This window comes from Celeribacter naphthalenivorans (genome assembly GCF_020524585.1).
Classification (GTDB): domain Bacteria; phylum Pseudomonadota; class Alphaproteobacteria; order Rhodobacterales; family Rhodobacteraceae; genus Celeribacter; species Celeribacter naphthalenivorans.
On the sequence record NZ_JAIVLK010000004.1, the window covers coordinates 193,563 to 207,231 of the forward strand.

The window sequence follows — 13,669 nt, forward strand, 5'->3', positions numbered from 1 at the left end:
GGTTTTTATTATGCTGTGATCCATTGGTCAGGTTGAAGCATCAGGCGCATCGTGGCCGTTCTGCTGCTCACGCCCAGCTTGTCGAAGGACCGCTGAATATGGGTTTTGACAGTTGCTTCACTGATCCCGAGCACAACGGCGATGTCGTAGTTTGAGGCGCCATCCGCAATCAGCCCAACGACTTCGCGCTCACGTTTCGACAGGCCAAACTTCGTATGCAGTTTGCGTTCGACGTAGTGCTGCTTGATGCTTGGGTTATGGATCAAATTGCCTTCTAGGTAGCTTTGAATCGCTCCGGCGACGCATTCCGTCTCTTCGCTCATCGGGGGATCTTCGTGGGTTTTCATGACACCCACCCCGATGATGGGCTGCCCCGCTTCGCGCAGTATAATGGTCATCGCATCGGCGAAACCGCAGTTGGACATGAATTTCATAAAACCGTCGACGGGCCTTTGATCCGGCCGTTTGATCGTTTCGCTCAAATAGGCAAGCCGACCGCCACGTCGCACCAACGATTGAAACGCGATGGGGTCGTCTCGTCCGGCGCCTTCGTTATATTGCTCGAAATAGGCGTTCTCGTAGCCTTGATGTGCGATGGGCGATCCCTTGCTGGATTCGATCCAGTAAATGACGCTTGCGGAGGCGCGCAGGGATTTGCTGAGAAAATCCAGAACAGAGGTAAGGCCGTCATCTACATATGGCTGGTTGGTCATTGTCGTCATGTGCGATCTCGTGTGCGTGTGGGCATTTCGGGCATGCACCATTCGATGGTGTCTATTGTGGCCCAGTCTTTGCCGAATTGGCGCTGGAATTATGTGTTGCGCCTCCCTCACTCCAATTTGCCAGAATGAGCGCGGCGGTCTAAATATTAAGGTCCAAATATTTCGATTTTCCGTCGATATTCGAGTGAGGCCTGCCAATCGGACGCAGAATGGGGGAAGTTGCATCAAACCTAGGCGCCTGGCGAAACGGGCATGACGTTTCATTGGGACATGTAGGTGGTAGATTCGCCGGAGAGGCATGTCGATCTGGACATCAGTCCCCGACCGAAAGCGCCGGGAAATGCGGCAGAACGTCAGTCTTCAGGTCTTCCAACAGCTCTTTCATCGGGCGACGTGTGTAGCGCGGGTTCAGAGCGAAGTGATTGACCCCTGCCTCGCGCGCCTGTTCCATATAGCGGGCAAGCGCGCGGCTCCCGACGTGAAAACCTTCGCGATCACGCCGGAAGGGATAGTCGGGGTCTTCCTCCAAATTCAGGAAGCCCACCATGCTTATCGGTTTGAAGCTGCCGTCAGGAATGGCGCGCCTCCAGGAGGCCACCATATCGACAAGTTTGTCGGGATCGGTGACCGGCATCATGATGCCTTCCATCTCGCGCGCGACCCAGGCCATGTCCTGACCGGCGCCATTGATGCCAATCATCGGTGTGCGGCCGAAAGGGGGGTTGGGAACAATGTCGTAGCCACCGGGGGAGGCGCCGAATACCTCCGATGAGAAGGCCGGGCGGTCATGTTCGGCCAAGATTCTGTACAGGCGGTATATTTCTCTAAGGCGGCTTGAGCGGGTTTCGTAATCAATCCCGAACAGGGAATATTCGCTGACACGATGCCCCATCGACAGCCCGATGAGACACCGCCCCTGTGAGAGTAAATCCACACTGGCGACCTGTTTGGTAAAGAGATGCGGTTCACGAAATGGCAGGACGATCCCCGCGGTTCCAATCGCGATCTCTGTCGTCACCGAAGCCAGCGCAGCCATATAGGTGAGGGGTTCGAAAACTTGCCCTGCGGCACCATAGCTTGGGTCAAAAAAGGGAATATCCAGGAGCCATAGTCCAGGGATTCCAATGGCTTCCGCATGGCGCACGATGTCGAGGTGATCCTGCATCGTTGGGGTGGTCCCTTCGGCATATGTTTCCAGAGGGAGCACGAGCCCCAGCGTCATTTGGTCCGTCGCAAACAGGCGCCGAAACCCATGATGTTTGGACATCGCCTTTTTGATATGTGACGGGTGCGGATCGTGAGCGCTCATTCTTACTCTGCGTGCTGGACAGTCGCGGCGTTGCGTCATCTTGCAAACGACCTTCTTGATCAATTGGCCTTTGCGGAATACCACTTTTGAACGACATGAGAGCAATGACAGCCAAGTGAGGCTACAGGTAGCGTATGGACAGTTCGACCCAGCAAGACGAAAATTTCATGGTGTTCGAGCGCGGTGTGAAGGACGAAGTCGAAGCTGGTGCGACGGTCGAGCTAATTTCTGTCGGGGAGCCCGGCGCTTGGGATGTGGAAGGGTGGTATATGATCGTGAGGCGCCCAGACGGTCGTGCGCTCTTGCTTTTGACAACCCTTAATCCCAAGGCGAAATTCATTCGGACTACCAAGTCGATCATGCGTCTTCTGCGCCCGTTGCCCCTGAGAAATATCAATTTTCCGATGACCCCGATGATCCATCACCATGAAGACATCTGGGCGTATCATGCGCGGGCGAACCAGCATCGCCGCCCGATGAGCTGATCCGCGCATATTCCGATCTGGGCGGAAATCCTCCCGCTCGTTGCGGTGCGGTTGGGCGCGCATCACGCTTGTGCAAAAGCCGGGCAGCAAAGACATCACTGGAGCAGGCTGTGTGGCTCTGCGTCATATTCCGAATGCCCGGAACCGTTAAGCTGCCTCCCAAATCCAAGGTCGTGAAACTGATTTAGATTCAGATTCCGAAGTCTATCAATTTCTGTTCGATATTTTAGCATCTGACGGCTGTGGTGCTGAATATTCGATCTTTAATGTCAAAATTAGATGCTTTATCCAAATATTAGATACTTAATATTTACATCACATATCGAAAATTGGCACTGCAGAGGCGCAACTGGTCGAGGCCGATCGGCGCTTGAGCCCCCTCAACCAAAGCAACGGCTCCGCTTTGCGAGCCGCATCAACATTTGAACACTGCTTCCGAGGAATCAATATGCAACCAATGCGCAAGACGTCGCTCGATGAGTTGACCCTTAAAACTTACACCGACAAGACCGGTGTCGAGACCAAGCATCTGACGTTTTACACAAGCGCGCCCGAAGCGCCGGAGCCTCTGCAAGTGGGGTATTTCGAGATGACAAATTCGAATAATGCAATGATTTTTCAGCACAAATTCGAAGAGGGGAAATATGTCATCGAGGGCGAAATCGTGTTGGTGGATGTCGACACGCGTGAAGTGATGGTCGCCAAGAAAGGGGACATGCTTCATCTGCCCACCGGTTCGAGCGCCATTTATTGGACGCCATCTTATGCAAAGGTCTTTTTCTGCAGCGGGTCTGACGAAATCGTTGAGACCGCTTTCGACTCTGAAATCGCTGTCACGGATGTGCCGGAACTCTGTGAGGCCTTTGGTCTGACCCCGGCCTAAAATTCGATGTCTGATTTTCCGGCGCGCGCGAGACAGAGCGCGCCGGCGATCTCAATAGTTTCAGTCGCTTGTACGGCTGATCGTTCCGTAGCGGCAGATGTCCGGGGCAGAGGTCATGCCGCGACATCCATATGCGTTCAGCGCGCCTTCCAGAGCGAAAATACGAGACTTTCCATGCACGATATCCTGTCCCCTCTCATCTTTAGAAACGGTGTTACGGCTCGAAACCGGATTGCCGTGGCTCCGATGACAACCCACCAAAGCCATGAAGACGGCAGTCTTTCGGATGCTGAGTTGGACTGGCTGGCTCCTCGGGCAGCAGGTGGGTTTGGTGCGGTCATCACCTGTGCGGTTCATGTCGCGCTTGAAGGAAAGGGCTGGCACGGAGAGTTGGGCGCCTTTGATGACCGGCTTATCCCGGACCTCACACGTGTTTCCGATACCATTCAAGGAGAAGGTGCGGCGGCCATCGCGCAGATTTTTCATGGCGGACTGCGGTCGCCCAGAGAGCTGCTCCCAAGCGCAGCGTTGAGTGCAAGCGATGATCCGCAAACCGGGGCGCGCGCGGCGACGGAGGCCGACATCCTGCGCGTGGTCGATCAATTTGTGAGCGCAGCGAAACGCGCCGAAGCCGCCGGGATGACCGGTGTCGAAATACATGGGGCACACGGCTACCTGTTGACCCAGTTTTTGAGCCGGACGCAAAACCGGCGCACGGATCATTGGGGCGGGAGCTATGAGAACCGTGCAAGGTTGCTGCGCATGATCACCCGTGCGGTGCGGGCGCAGGTTTCGGACGCATTCGTCGTCGGTGTAAGGCTCTCTCCTGAAGATTCCGGAAGTGCCGTCGGGCTCGACCTCGATGAGAGCCTTCAGCTTGCGCGTGAGCTGTGCGACGATGGCATCGATTATCTACATGTCTCGCTCTGGGATGTGACCCCGAACACAACGAAACGTCCCGACAAACATGCGATCCCGCTTTTCAAGCAAAGCGTTGACCCCAATGTGCCGATCATGGTCGCGGGCAAAATCTGGACAGCTGAGGATGCGCTGCGCGCCATGCAGTTGGGAAGCGACGCAATCGCGCTGGGCCGCGCAGCGATCCTGAACCCGGATTGGCCAAAATCAGTGGCGACGCCGCATTTCAGCCCCAGAAAGCCCGGGTTGTCGCGCGCTGAGTTCTGGAAACTGGGCTTGAGCGATCCCTTCATCGACGCGCTCGCGCAGCGCCCGAATTTCGTCACCGATGCCTGAGGGAGGGCGTGCCTGGGCTATCCCGCGCGAGGTCTCGGCTTGGCTGAGAGGCGAAGGTGTTCGTTCATCCCAAAGTATGATTCCCGCGTGTCTGTCACTCTGTATCACTACTCTCATGTCACGATGAAAACTGCGTGGCGGAAACAAGTGTCTCTCAAAATGACGCCACTCTCAATCGGGATGGCCGCAAGGGCCCTCCCAAATCACTGCACCCCGAGTTGATGGGCGAGGCTTGGGCAGAAAGGCCAATATATGACTTCTCGACACCTGCTTGATCTCGCGATCCGCAACGCAACTGTCGCCACAAGCAGCGGGGTTGCCACCATGGATATCGGTGTGGCGGACGGCAAGATCGTGCAGCTTGGACGCGTTCAAGAGGCTGCTGATGAGTTTGACGCCGAAGGCCTCATCGTCACCCCGGGCGGCGTGGACACCCATACACATCTTGATCAGGTGATGCCCGGCATGGGGCATGGCGCTGAATCTCTGGCCACTGGCGGGCGCTCTGCCTTGGCGGGGGGCACCACGACCGCGATCACGTTTGTGACGCAACTTCCGGAATACACGCTCAGTGAAACGCTGAACGAAACCTTGCGACGCGGAGACTCTGCCCTCATTGATTTTGGGCTGCATCAGATTGTCACCGATCCCACGCCCGAAATTCTTGCAGAAATCCCATCGGTCATCGACCGTGGCGTGCGCAGTCTGAAAGCCTTTCTCACCTATGATGATGCGCGGCTGAATGACGATGGCTTTCTCAATGTGCTGGAGGCGGCGCGTCGGGGCGGGGCGATGGTCGCGGTGCATTGTGAGAACTTTCATGCGATTGGCTGGCTCACCGAAAAGCTGCTCGCGGATGGGCGTAAGGCGCCGAAATACCATGCGTGGTCGCGGCCAGTCATCGTTGAGCGCGAGGCGACGTATCGTGCGATCTGTCTGGCCGAACTTGTCGATACACCCATTCAGATTTTCCATGTGTCCTGCGCGGAAGTTGCAGAAGAAATTGCCCGTGCGCAGGCGCGTGGGGTCAAGGTTTGGGGCGAAACCTGCCCTCAGTATCTGACGCTGACAGATGCGGACCTCGACCGTCCGGGGTTTGAGGGGGCGGGGTATGTGTGTAGCCCGGCGCTGCGCAGCAAAGCAGATCACGAGGGTCTCTGGGAGATGATCCGCCGCGGTGTCATCGACGTGATCACCTCGGATCATGCGCCTTCCAATCTGACCGGACCGAATGGCAAGGACGCTGCGGGCCGCGATGCCCCCTTTAGCGACATTCCGAATGGCGTTCCGGGGATTGGCGCACGGATGCCTTTGGTCTTTTCCGAAGGGGTGTCCACGGGGCGTATTTCGCTTGACCATTTCGTGCGACTGACAGCAACGAACCCTGCAAAACTCTACGGTCTGGCCCCTCGAAAAGGGGATATCGTCGTCGGCGCCGATGCGGATCTCGTGCTTTGGGATCCGCAGCGTGAAGTCAAGCTCACGAACGACATCATGCAGCACGCGATCGACTATACGCCCTACGAAGGGAAAACCGTAACCGGATGGCCCGTGGCGACCTATTTGCGCGGCCAGATCGTGATGCGGGACGGCGAAGTCTTTGCCTCTGAGGGCACCGGACAATACCTTTCGCGTGACCCCTATCCACTCGCAACCCCTCGCGGAGAGGTCCCGAACGACTTTTTCGCAGCCAACATCGACACACTCTGAACGTCTGCGTCCACTGAACAGCAATTCCAAGAACCAGGAGAATACATATGACCATGTCAAATGCGCGCGCCGGCTGGACACGGCGTAAATTTCTGACAACGACAGGTGCTGGCATTGCAGCAAGCACACTCGCAGCTCCGATGGTTTGGTCCCAGAACATCAAGGATATCGTCTTGCGCACGACTTCGGGGGGCACCGCGGCCACCAATGCGCTGGCGCAAAAGGCCAAAGAGGATACCGGCATTACGATCCAGTACACCGCTTTGGACACCGACTCTGTGAACAGCCGGGTCGCCACACAGCCGAACAGCTACGAATTGGCCGGATTGGAATACTTCAGCATCAAAAAACTCTATCCGACGGGTGTTTTGCAGCCGATCGACACCAAGCGGATCAAATACTATGACGATATCGTGCCGCTGTTCAAAACCGGCAAGCTGAACGCGGACAGCATGGAGGCGCAGGGGACGGCCCCGCACACGGTGAACTTTGTTGAAGACTTCGAGTCCACGGACTTCGCGAGTGGCGAGACCGAGTGGATGACGCTGATCCCGACCTCTTACAATGCCGATACTTTGGGCATTCGCACCGACATGATCGACCGCAAGATCACCAGCTGGGCCGACATCATGGACCCTGAGTTCAAGGGCAAATCCGCGTTGGTCAATATCCCGTCGATCGGCATCATGGATGCGGCGATGATCCTTGAGGCGATGGGGGAGATCACCTATGGCGACAAAGGCAACATGACCCGTGCGGAAATCGACAAAACCATCGAGTTCCTGATCCGCGCCAAACGCGACCGCCACTTCCGCGCCCTGTGGCAAAGCTTTGACGAAAGCATCAACCTTATGACTTCGGGCGAAGTTGTGATCCAGTCGATGTGGTCCCCCGCTGTTGCGGCGGTCCGTTCGCAGGGTATTCCCTGTGTCTATCAGGCTCTGAATGAAGGTTATCGGGCCTGGGGCGGCGGCACAGGTATCGCCCGCCACGTGACGGGTCTTCAGCTCGATGCGGTCTATGAGTATTTCAATTGGTATCTCTCTGGTTGGGCCGGCGCCTATCTCAACCGTGAAGGTTACTACAGCGCCGTTCTGAAAACCTCCAAGGACTACATGACGGAAAACGAGTGGGGCTTCTGGATGGAAGGCAAACCCGCCACTGCGCCGATCGTCAGCCCCGAAGGGGTGAAGATGGAAGATGTCGGCGCGGTCCGTGACGGCGGTTCGTTCGAGGACCGTATGGGGAACATCGCATGTTGGAATTCCGTCATGGATGAAGACCGCTATATGGTTATGAAATGGGCTGAATTCGCGACAGCTTGACCCAAGATCGGGAGGCGCTGCGGCGTCTCCCACACCTCATCAGTCGCCACAAGAAAAAGAATGACAGGATACGAATGCCCACCAAGGATGTAGAACTGATCGGTCTCACGAAGCGCTTCGGAGATTCGGTCGCGGTCAAAGCCATCGACCTCCAAATCTACGAGGCCAGCTACTGTTGTTTGCTTGGACCCTCTGGCTGCGGAAAGTCGACGACCCTGCGTATGATTGCCGGGCATGAAGAGGTAAGTGAGGGCGACATCCTCGTCAAAGGGCGTCAGGTCACATGGCAACAGCCATCGAAGCGGGGCACCGCGATGATGTTCCAAAACTATGGCCTTTTTCCTCATCTCAATGTCGAAGAAAACGTTGCGTTTAGCCTGCGGATGCAGGGCGTCGGCAAGGCGGAGCGGTCGCGTCGGGCGCGCGAATTGATCGAGTTGGTCGAAATGCAGGCGTATTTGCATCGTCGCCCGCATGAGCTTTCGGGCGGTCAGCAGCAGCGTGTTGCTCTCGCCCGCGCTCTGAGTACCGAACCGTCAATTCTGCTGTTGGATGAGCCGCTTTCGGCGCTTGATCCGTTCTTGCGGATCCGGATGCGAGAGGAACTCAAACGCTTTCAGCGAGAATTGGGCATCACCTTCATCCATGTCACGCACAGTCAGGATGAGGCATTGGCGCTCGGTGATCAGGTCGTCGTCATGCAGGATGGCGAAATTCGCCAAAGTGGCACAGCGCGAGAGGTGTATGACACCCCTTCGAATGAATTCGTGGCCCGCTTTATCGGCGGCCACAATATCCTGAAAACGGAGACGGGCACTGTCTCCGTGCGTGCGGACCATATGGATCTCCATGTCGGCGGGCTGCCGAGTGAGGCAGGTGCGAGGGCGCGCTTGGGTCAGGTTGTTGCACTGGAATACCAAGGCAGCCGCATCCGGGTCACCGTGTCCGAAAACCCGGATCAGGACGAAGCAAGACATGTGGTCGAACTGTCCGACCGCAGTTTCTATGCCGCTCCGGCGAACCCCGGCGACGCAGTTGGCATAAGCTGGTCTGCCGCTGATGAACATCTTTTGGCGCCGACCCATGCCTAAAAATCCAGCCATGCAGCCCCAAGCCCCCAAACGCCCGCTCTTCGAGCGCCTTCTGCCTTACATGCAGATCGCGCCGCTCGCCCTGCTGCTCTGTTTTTTCCTTCTCATCCCGCTCGTCATGATCGTGACGGTGAGTTTTTGGAACTATAATGGGTTTCAGGTTGTCCCGGACATCGTGCTTTTCAACTACACAGAGATGCTGGGCTCGGCGACCATCTGGCGGACTCTGTTCAGCACCATTCTCTTTACCCTCACCACGCTCGCAGTGACGGCGGCCCTTGGCTTTGCCATCGCCTATCATATCGCGTTTTACGTCAGAACACCGCTCATGCGAACGGTGTTGTTCATGGCCTGCACGATCCCGTTCCTGACGTCGAACATCATCCGGATGATATCCTGGGTTCCGTTCCTCGGGCGACAAGGGCTCATCAACTCCATGCTGATGGATATCGGTCTGATAGATCAGCCGCTGGATTTCCTGCTCTATTCGCGCTTCGCGATCTGTCTGGTCTACGTGTATCTCTTCACGCTTTTCATGGTGACGCCGCTCTACAACGCCATGTCTCGTATCGATCGCAGTGTGATTGAAGCTGCCATCGACGCCGGTGCGACGCCCGTTCAGATCATGTTTTGGGTCGTGTTGCCGCTTTGTAAAACCGGGTTCGCGATTGGTGCGGTGTTCGTCATCACCGTGGTCATGGGCGATTTCGTGACAGTGCGCATCATGGGGGGCGGGCATAGCGCCACGACCGGATACCTCATCCTCAACCAAATTTCGTTGCTCCAATATCCAGCCGCATGTGCGAATGCCGTTATGCTCCTCGTTGTCGTGATGAGTGCGATCGGTGGCCTTTTGCGCGGCGTCGACATCAGGAAAGCACTATGATCCCGCGCAGTCCCCTTTCCCTCTTCTTGAAAGTCCTCATGGGCCTGTTCTTGCTGTTTCTCTACGGCCCGACACTGACCATCATGATCCTGTCTTTTCAGGGCCCGCAAGGCGGTCTCACCTTTCCGCTCAAAGATGTCTCGCTCCACTGGTTTAGCTCTCTTTTCCAAGAGCAGCGGGTCGGAGATATCGGCAGCTCCTTTCGGCGGTCTTTGACCCTCGCCGTGCTGGTGATGTTCGTGAATGTCCTGATTGTCGTGCCGGCGGGATTGGCTTTGCGTCGCGGTTTCCGCGGCAGTCGCGTGATCTTTACCCTGACGATCGCGAGCCTCGTGGTGCCGTCGATCTTGGTCAGCATGGGGATTGGTCTGCTCTTTTCTCAAACGGGCGTGGAAGCGAACTGGTACACGAGTGGCCTCGGGGCTCACCTCACCTGGACTGTGCCATTCGGGGTGCTGATCATGATTGGCGTTTTTGCCCGCCTGAACCCCACTTACGAAGAAGCCGCCCGAGACGCCGGAGCGTCGCGCTGGCAGAGCTTTCGCTTTGTGGTGCTGCCCATCATCTTGCCCAATATCGTCGGCGTGCTGCTGTTTGGTTTCTCGCTGTCCTATGACGAAATGCCACGAACGGTTCTGGCGGGCGGCGCGCACAACACCCTTCCGCTCGAGATTTTCGCAATGACCAGCAATGTGACAACCCCGGTGCTCTATGCGCTTGGCACGATCACCACCTTGGTGTCCTTTGTTGTCATCTCGTTGACGCTTCTGTTCATCACTCTGGCGCGACGCCGGACGGGGGCGGTGAAAAAAGCCTAGGCCGCGATCAACGACGAAAATCCTTCACTCAAATTCCCTCTTAACCAAGGCGGTTTACCGCGTAGGAGCACATATGTTCGGACATGATTTCCAACCCGCACCCGGCACGTTTCGTCCCGGAGCCATCGGCGAAGCCAGATGCCGCATCAAGCACAACTATGCATTGATGCCGCCCGAAGGTGTGATGGCAAGCCTGTTGCCGCAATGGCGGGATACGGTCGTGCGTTTTCTGGCCGGGCCAGAACTCGGCGCTCAATTCGGGCAGGTCATGCTCGAAATCGAAGGCAGCGGTGGCACGCGGCAGCCTTTGAATGATGGGCTGCAACACTTCTACTACCTGTTCGACGGGGCCCTGACCCTGTCCTCCGAAGCCACCGGCACCGTGGACATGACGCCGGGGAGCTTTGTGTTCCTGCCTGCCGGAGAAACACATGAAGTGCGCACCACGGATGGCGCGCCCGCTCGGCTCATGGATATTCGCAAGCCGTATTTTGCGGTCGAAGGCATCGACACGCCGCCTGCAATTGTCTCGCACCGCGATGAGCTTGAGAAGATCAACCACAACGGAACAATTGGCCGCACGTGGGAACATATGCTGCCCTTTGGCGATCTGCGCTACGACTTCGAAGTGAACATTCTCAGCTTTGAGCCGGGCGCGAACTTTCCTGAGATCGAGACGCATATCAACGAGCATGGGTTGGTCATGCTTGAAGGGCAGGGCATGTATTTGCTTGGGTCCGACTGGCATGAAGTTTGGCAAGAAGACTTCATCTGGATGGGGGCCTACTGCCCGCAGTTCTTCTATCCGACGGGTTGGACCCGTTCTGCCTATATGCTCTATAAAAACGTCAACCGTGACACCGTTTTTACGCATCAAGTCCGGTAAGGTTTGCTCGGGTAAATCTGAACCGATTGGGGCAAGCAAGACAGGCGCTGTATCGTGTGAAGGAAACGAGACGACGCCGTGCGAATTTTAGTTCAGGCACAGAGTTGGGCGGTCTTTGTTCGCCAGACCAATCATGCGTGACATCTCTAAATGGATGTTTGGGCTCAATCGGTGTCTGGCGATCTTCTTCTGAAATCAATGCTCCTTAAAGCAGAAATGGCTGATGACAAGATATGTCATCAGCCATGCGTTGGGAGGTCAATCCTGTGCATTACGCCGCAGGTATAGGCTCAGCCAGATTTACTCTTGGTCTTCGAGGCAGGGCACGCGAGATTTCGAAATCTCAAATCCGCGATAGCCTTCGTCCCGGATTTTGTTCATTTCGACCATGTAGTTGGACATGCCGCCCATGTACCACATCGAGGTTCTCGGTTTGCCAGGGATGTTCGCGCCGTTGATCCAGCTGTCGGTGACTTCGAACAATGTCCCGGCCATGCCTTCCTGACAAATGCCGACCCAATCTTCCTGAGCCGATTTCTCGACGTCGATCACGCCGTTGACCTCTTCTGCCTTTTCGATGAGGTCGGTGAAGTAATCGACTTGCCATTCGTGGACCAAAGGTTGGCTGGTGAACGGGCTGAAGGGGCCGAAAACCATGAGCAGGTTCGGGAAACCCGACACGGCAAGACCCGCGTAGGTATGGGGGCCATCCGACCATTCATCCTTAAGTTTGACGCCATCGCGGCCCGTGGTGTCAATCTTGAGGTAGTTGCCAGTCATCGCGTCGAAGCCCGTCGCCATGATAACGACGTCCAATTCGACTTCTTCGCCGCCGATGATGAGGCCGTTTTCAGTGAAGCGCTCGATCTGGTTGGTTTTGACATCATGCAGGGACACGTCGTCACGGTTGTAGACGGCATAGTAATTGTCGGCCGCGAGAGGACGTTTCGCGTAATAGTCGGTCGGCGTCAGTTTGCGGGCCGTGTCAGGGTCTTTCACGATTGCGTCGATCTTGGATTTGATGAAATCCGTTGCCGTTTTATTGGCCTCAGGCGTCACCACGAGATCCGAGAAGGTGCCGAGCAGGAATTCAAAGCCGTTGCCCTTCTGCCAGGCGGCTTCGAAAATCGCTTGCCGTTCTTCTTCGGACACGGACAGGGCCGGTGTCGTGCTCTCCTGGAAACCAAAGACGCTGGCGGTGTCCAAGGCCCAATCGCGATAGCCTTTGGGGTCTTTCTTGATCCGCTCGCGGGTGTCTTGGGGGAAGGGGCCGATGCCGAGAGGCACGACCCACTGCGGGGTGCGCTGAAGCACATGCAGGTGTTTCACCTTGCCGGCCAAAGATGTGATGACTTGGATGCCGGTCGATCCCGTGCCAATCACGGCGACCCGTTTGTCCGACAGGTCGGGATCTTCCTTTGGCCACTTCGAGGACACGAGGACCTCGCCTTTGAACTTTTCTTGGTCCGGGAAGCTTGGCGCGTAGCTGGAGGACAGAAGACCGACCGATTCAATCACGTAGCGTGCTTTGATTTTCTCGCCGGTTTTGGTGGTCAATTGCCACTGACCTTCCTCTTCCAGCCAATCGGCTTTGGCGATGCGCGTGCCAAAGTTGATGGAGGATTTCAGGTCATGTTTGTCGGCGACGGCACTCAGGTAGGCCTGCACTTCTTCTTGTTGTGCATAGCGCTCGGACCATTGCCAGTTCTGAAACATATCCAGGTCGAACGAATAGGTATAAACCGTCGATTCCGTGTCGACGCGGCAGCCGGGGTAGCGGTTCCAATACCAGGTTCCGCCAACATCATCGGCCTCGTCAAAGCCTTGGGCGTTCAGGCCGAGTTTGTTTTTCATGGCGTAAAGCGCGTAAAGCCCGCCAACGCCTGCCCCGATCACGGCGACATCAAGTTGAAGCCCGTCAAGGGCTGCGGAATGTTCAGTGCTCATAGATTAAGCCTCCCACTTAGGTCATTTCTATCGGCTGGGCCGAAATGTTTCTGGGTCACCGAATGCCGCCCTCCAAGCGATATTCGTGCCCTGCTTTGGTCTCCAAATGCAGGTGATGGGCCGATTGCGCGCGGCGAAGCTGCTTTGCGCGTCGGTGATCAAGAATCCAATCTCTCATACGGTATTACGGTATGACCAATATGGTCAATCCCATTTTTTTATCGGCGCATGTGGGCGGCGTCTGCGGAGCCACTTGCCCGGACAATCATATTGTATTACGCTAATACCGAAATTCAATTTTTTAGCTCGGCACAGAGCTTATCCGGGGATTGTCCGGGGCTTATTCGGGCGTA

General features: G+C 56.4%; 12 protein-coding genes. 9 read left to right on the plus strand and 3 right to left on the minus strand.

Going from position 1 to position 13,669, the window contains the following annotated elements; translation table 11 throughout:
- Nucleotides 1-8: 8 nt before the first annotated feature.
- On the minus strand, nt 9-722 hold the full coding sequence (locus tag LC094_RS10335) for a helix-turn-helix transcriptional regulator (protein WP_226552601.1): 714 nt from the start codon (nt 720-722) through the stop codon (nt 9-11).
- Nucleotides 723-1,035: 313 nt separating this feature from the next.
- Complete coding sequence (locus LC094_RS10340; protein ID WP_319003291.1) at nt 1,036-2,070, minus strand: TIGR03571 family LLM class oxidoreductase; 1,035 nt, start codon at nt 2,068-2,070, stop codon at nt 1,036-1,038.
- A 95-nt stretch (nt 2,071-2,165) separates the two neighbouring features.
- On the opposite strand from LC094_RS10340, the gene LC094_RS10345 reads away from it, so the two are divergent.
- From LC094_RS10345 to allE, 9 genes are all read left to right on the plus strand, one after another.
- Entirely contained in the window at nt 2,166-2,516 is a 351-nt protein-coding gene (locus tag LC094_RS10345) for a hypothetical protein (protein ID WP_226552603.1), read from the plus strand.
- Between the two features lie 370 nt (nt 2,517-2,886).
- Nucleotides 2,887-3,399, plus strand: a complete 513-nt coding sequence (locus LC094_RS10350) for a cupin domain-containing protein (RefSeq protein WP_226552605.1) — start codon at nt 2,887-2,889, stop codon at nt 3,397-3,399.
- A gap of 174 nt (nt 3,400-3,573) precedes the next feature.
- Nucleotides 3,574-4,653: an NADH:flavin oxidoreductase gene (locus tag LC094_RS10355; RefSeq protein WP_226552607.1), complete on the plus strand. Its 1,080-nt coding sequence runs from the start codon at nt 3,574-3,576 to the stop codon at nt 4,651-4,653.
- Between the two features lie 252 nt (nt 4,654-4,905).
- Entirely contained in the window at nt 4,906-6,363 is a 1,458-nt protein-coding gene (gene hydA / locus LC094_RS10360; RefSeq protein WP_226552609.1) for a dihydropyrimidinase, read from the plus strand.
- 47 nt (nt 6,364-6,410) lie between these two features.
- Complete coding sequence (locus LC094_RS10365) at nt 6,411-7,688, plus strand: ABC transporter substrate-binding protein (protein ID WP_226552611.1); 1,278 nt, start codon at nt 6,411-6,413, stop codon at nt 7,686-7,688.
- 74 nt (nt 7,689-7,762) lie between these two features.
- A complete protein-coding gene (locus tag LC094_RS10370; protein ID WP_226552613.1) occupies nt 7,763-8,779 on the plus strand; it encodes an ABC transporter ATP-binding protein in 1,017 nt (338 codons plus the stop codon).
- A 10-nt stretch (nt 8,780-8,789) separates the two neighbouring features.
- The gene (locus tag LC094_RS10375) at nt 8,790-9,665 is read left to right on the plus strand and encodes an ABC transporter permease (protein WP_226552615.1); all 876 of its coding nucleotides are present in this window, start codon (nt 8,790-8,792) and stop codon (nt 9,663-9,665) included.
- Nucleotides 9,662-10,483, plus strand: coding sequence for an ABC transporter permease (locus tag LC094_RS10380; protein WP_226552616.1), 822 nt, complete (start codon nt 9,662-9,664; stop codon nt 10,481-10,483). The genes LC094_RS10375 and LC094_RS10380 overlap by 4 nt, the downstream gene beginning before the upstream one ends.
- A 73-nt stretch (nt 10,484-10,556) precedes the next feature.
- Nucleotides 10,557-11,369 (plus strand): (S)-ureidoglycine aminohydrolase, encoded by an 813-nt coding sequence (gene allE / locus LC094_RS10385; RefSeq protein ID WP_226552618.1) that lies wholly within the window; start codon nt 10,557-10,559, stop codon nt 11,367-11,369.
- Nucleotides 11,370-11,669: 300 nt separating this feature from the next.
- On the opposite strand, the gene LC094_RS10390 is transcribed toward allE, so the two are convergent.
- On the minus strand, nt 11,670-13,316 hold the full coding sequence (locus tag LC094_RS10390) for a flavin-containing monooxygenase (protein WP_226552620.1): 1,647 nt from the start codon (nt 13,314-13,316) through the stop codon (nt 11,670-11,672).
- Nucleotides 13,317-13,669 lie beyond the last annotated feature (353 nt).

What these genes read in the sequence shown, in the direction of transcription:
- LC094_RS10335 (WP_226552601.1), bottom strand. Translation starts at nt 722, where the DNA reads ATGACGACAATGACCAACCAGCCATATGTAGATGACGGCCTTACCTCT.
- LC094_RS10340 (WP_319003291.1), bottom strand. Translation starts at nt 2,070, where the DNA reads ATGACGCAACGCCGCGACTGTCCAGCACGCAGAGTAAGAATGAGCGCT.
- LC094_RS10345 (WP_226552603.1), top strand. Translation starts at nt 2,166, where the DNA reads ATGGACAGTTCGACCCAGCAAGACGAAAATTTCATGGTGTTCGAGCGC.
- LC094_RS10355 (WP_226552607.1), top strand. Translation starts at nt 3,574, where the DNA reads ATGCACGATATCCTGTCCCCTCTCATCTTTAGAAACGGTGTTACGGCT.
- hydA (WP_226552609.1), top strand. Translation starts at nt 4,906, where the DNA reads ATGACTTCTCGACACCTGCTTGATCTCGCGATCCGCAACGCAACTGTC.
- LC094_RS10365 (WP_226552611.1), top strand. Translation starts at nt 6,411, where the DNA reads ATGACCATGTCAAATGCGCGCGCCGGCTGGACACGGCGTAAATTTCTG.
- LC094_RS10370 (WP_226552613.1), top strand. Translation starts at nt 7,763, where the DNA reads ATGCCCACCAAGGATGTAGAACTGATCGGTCTCACGAAGCGCTTCGGA.
- LC094_RS10375 (WP_226552615.1), top strand. Translation starts at nt 8,790, where the DNA reads ATGCAGCCCCAAGCCCCCAAACGCCCGCTCTTCGAGCGCCTTCTGCCT.
- LC094_RS10380 (WP_226552616.1), top strand. Translation starts at nt 9,662, where the DNA reads ATGATCCCGCGCAGTCCCCTTTCCCTCTTCTTGAAAGTCCTCATGGGC.
- allE (WP_226552618.1), top strand. Translation starts at nt 10,557, where the DNA reads ATGTTCGGACATGATTTCCAACCCGCACCCGGCACGTTTCGTCCCGGA.
- LC094_RS10390 (WP_226552620.1), bottom strand. Translation starts at nt 13,316, where the DNA reads ATGAGCACTGAACATTCCGCAGCCCTTGACGGGCTTCAACTTGATGTC.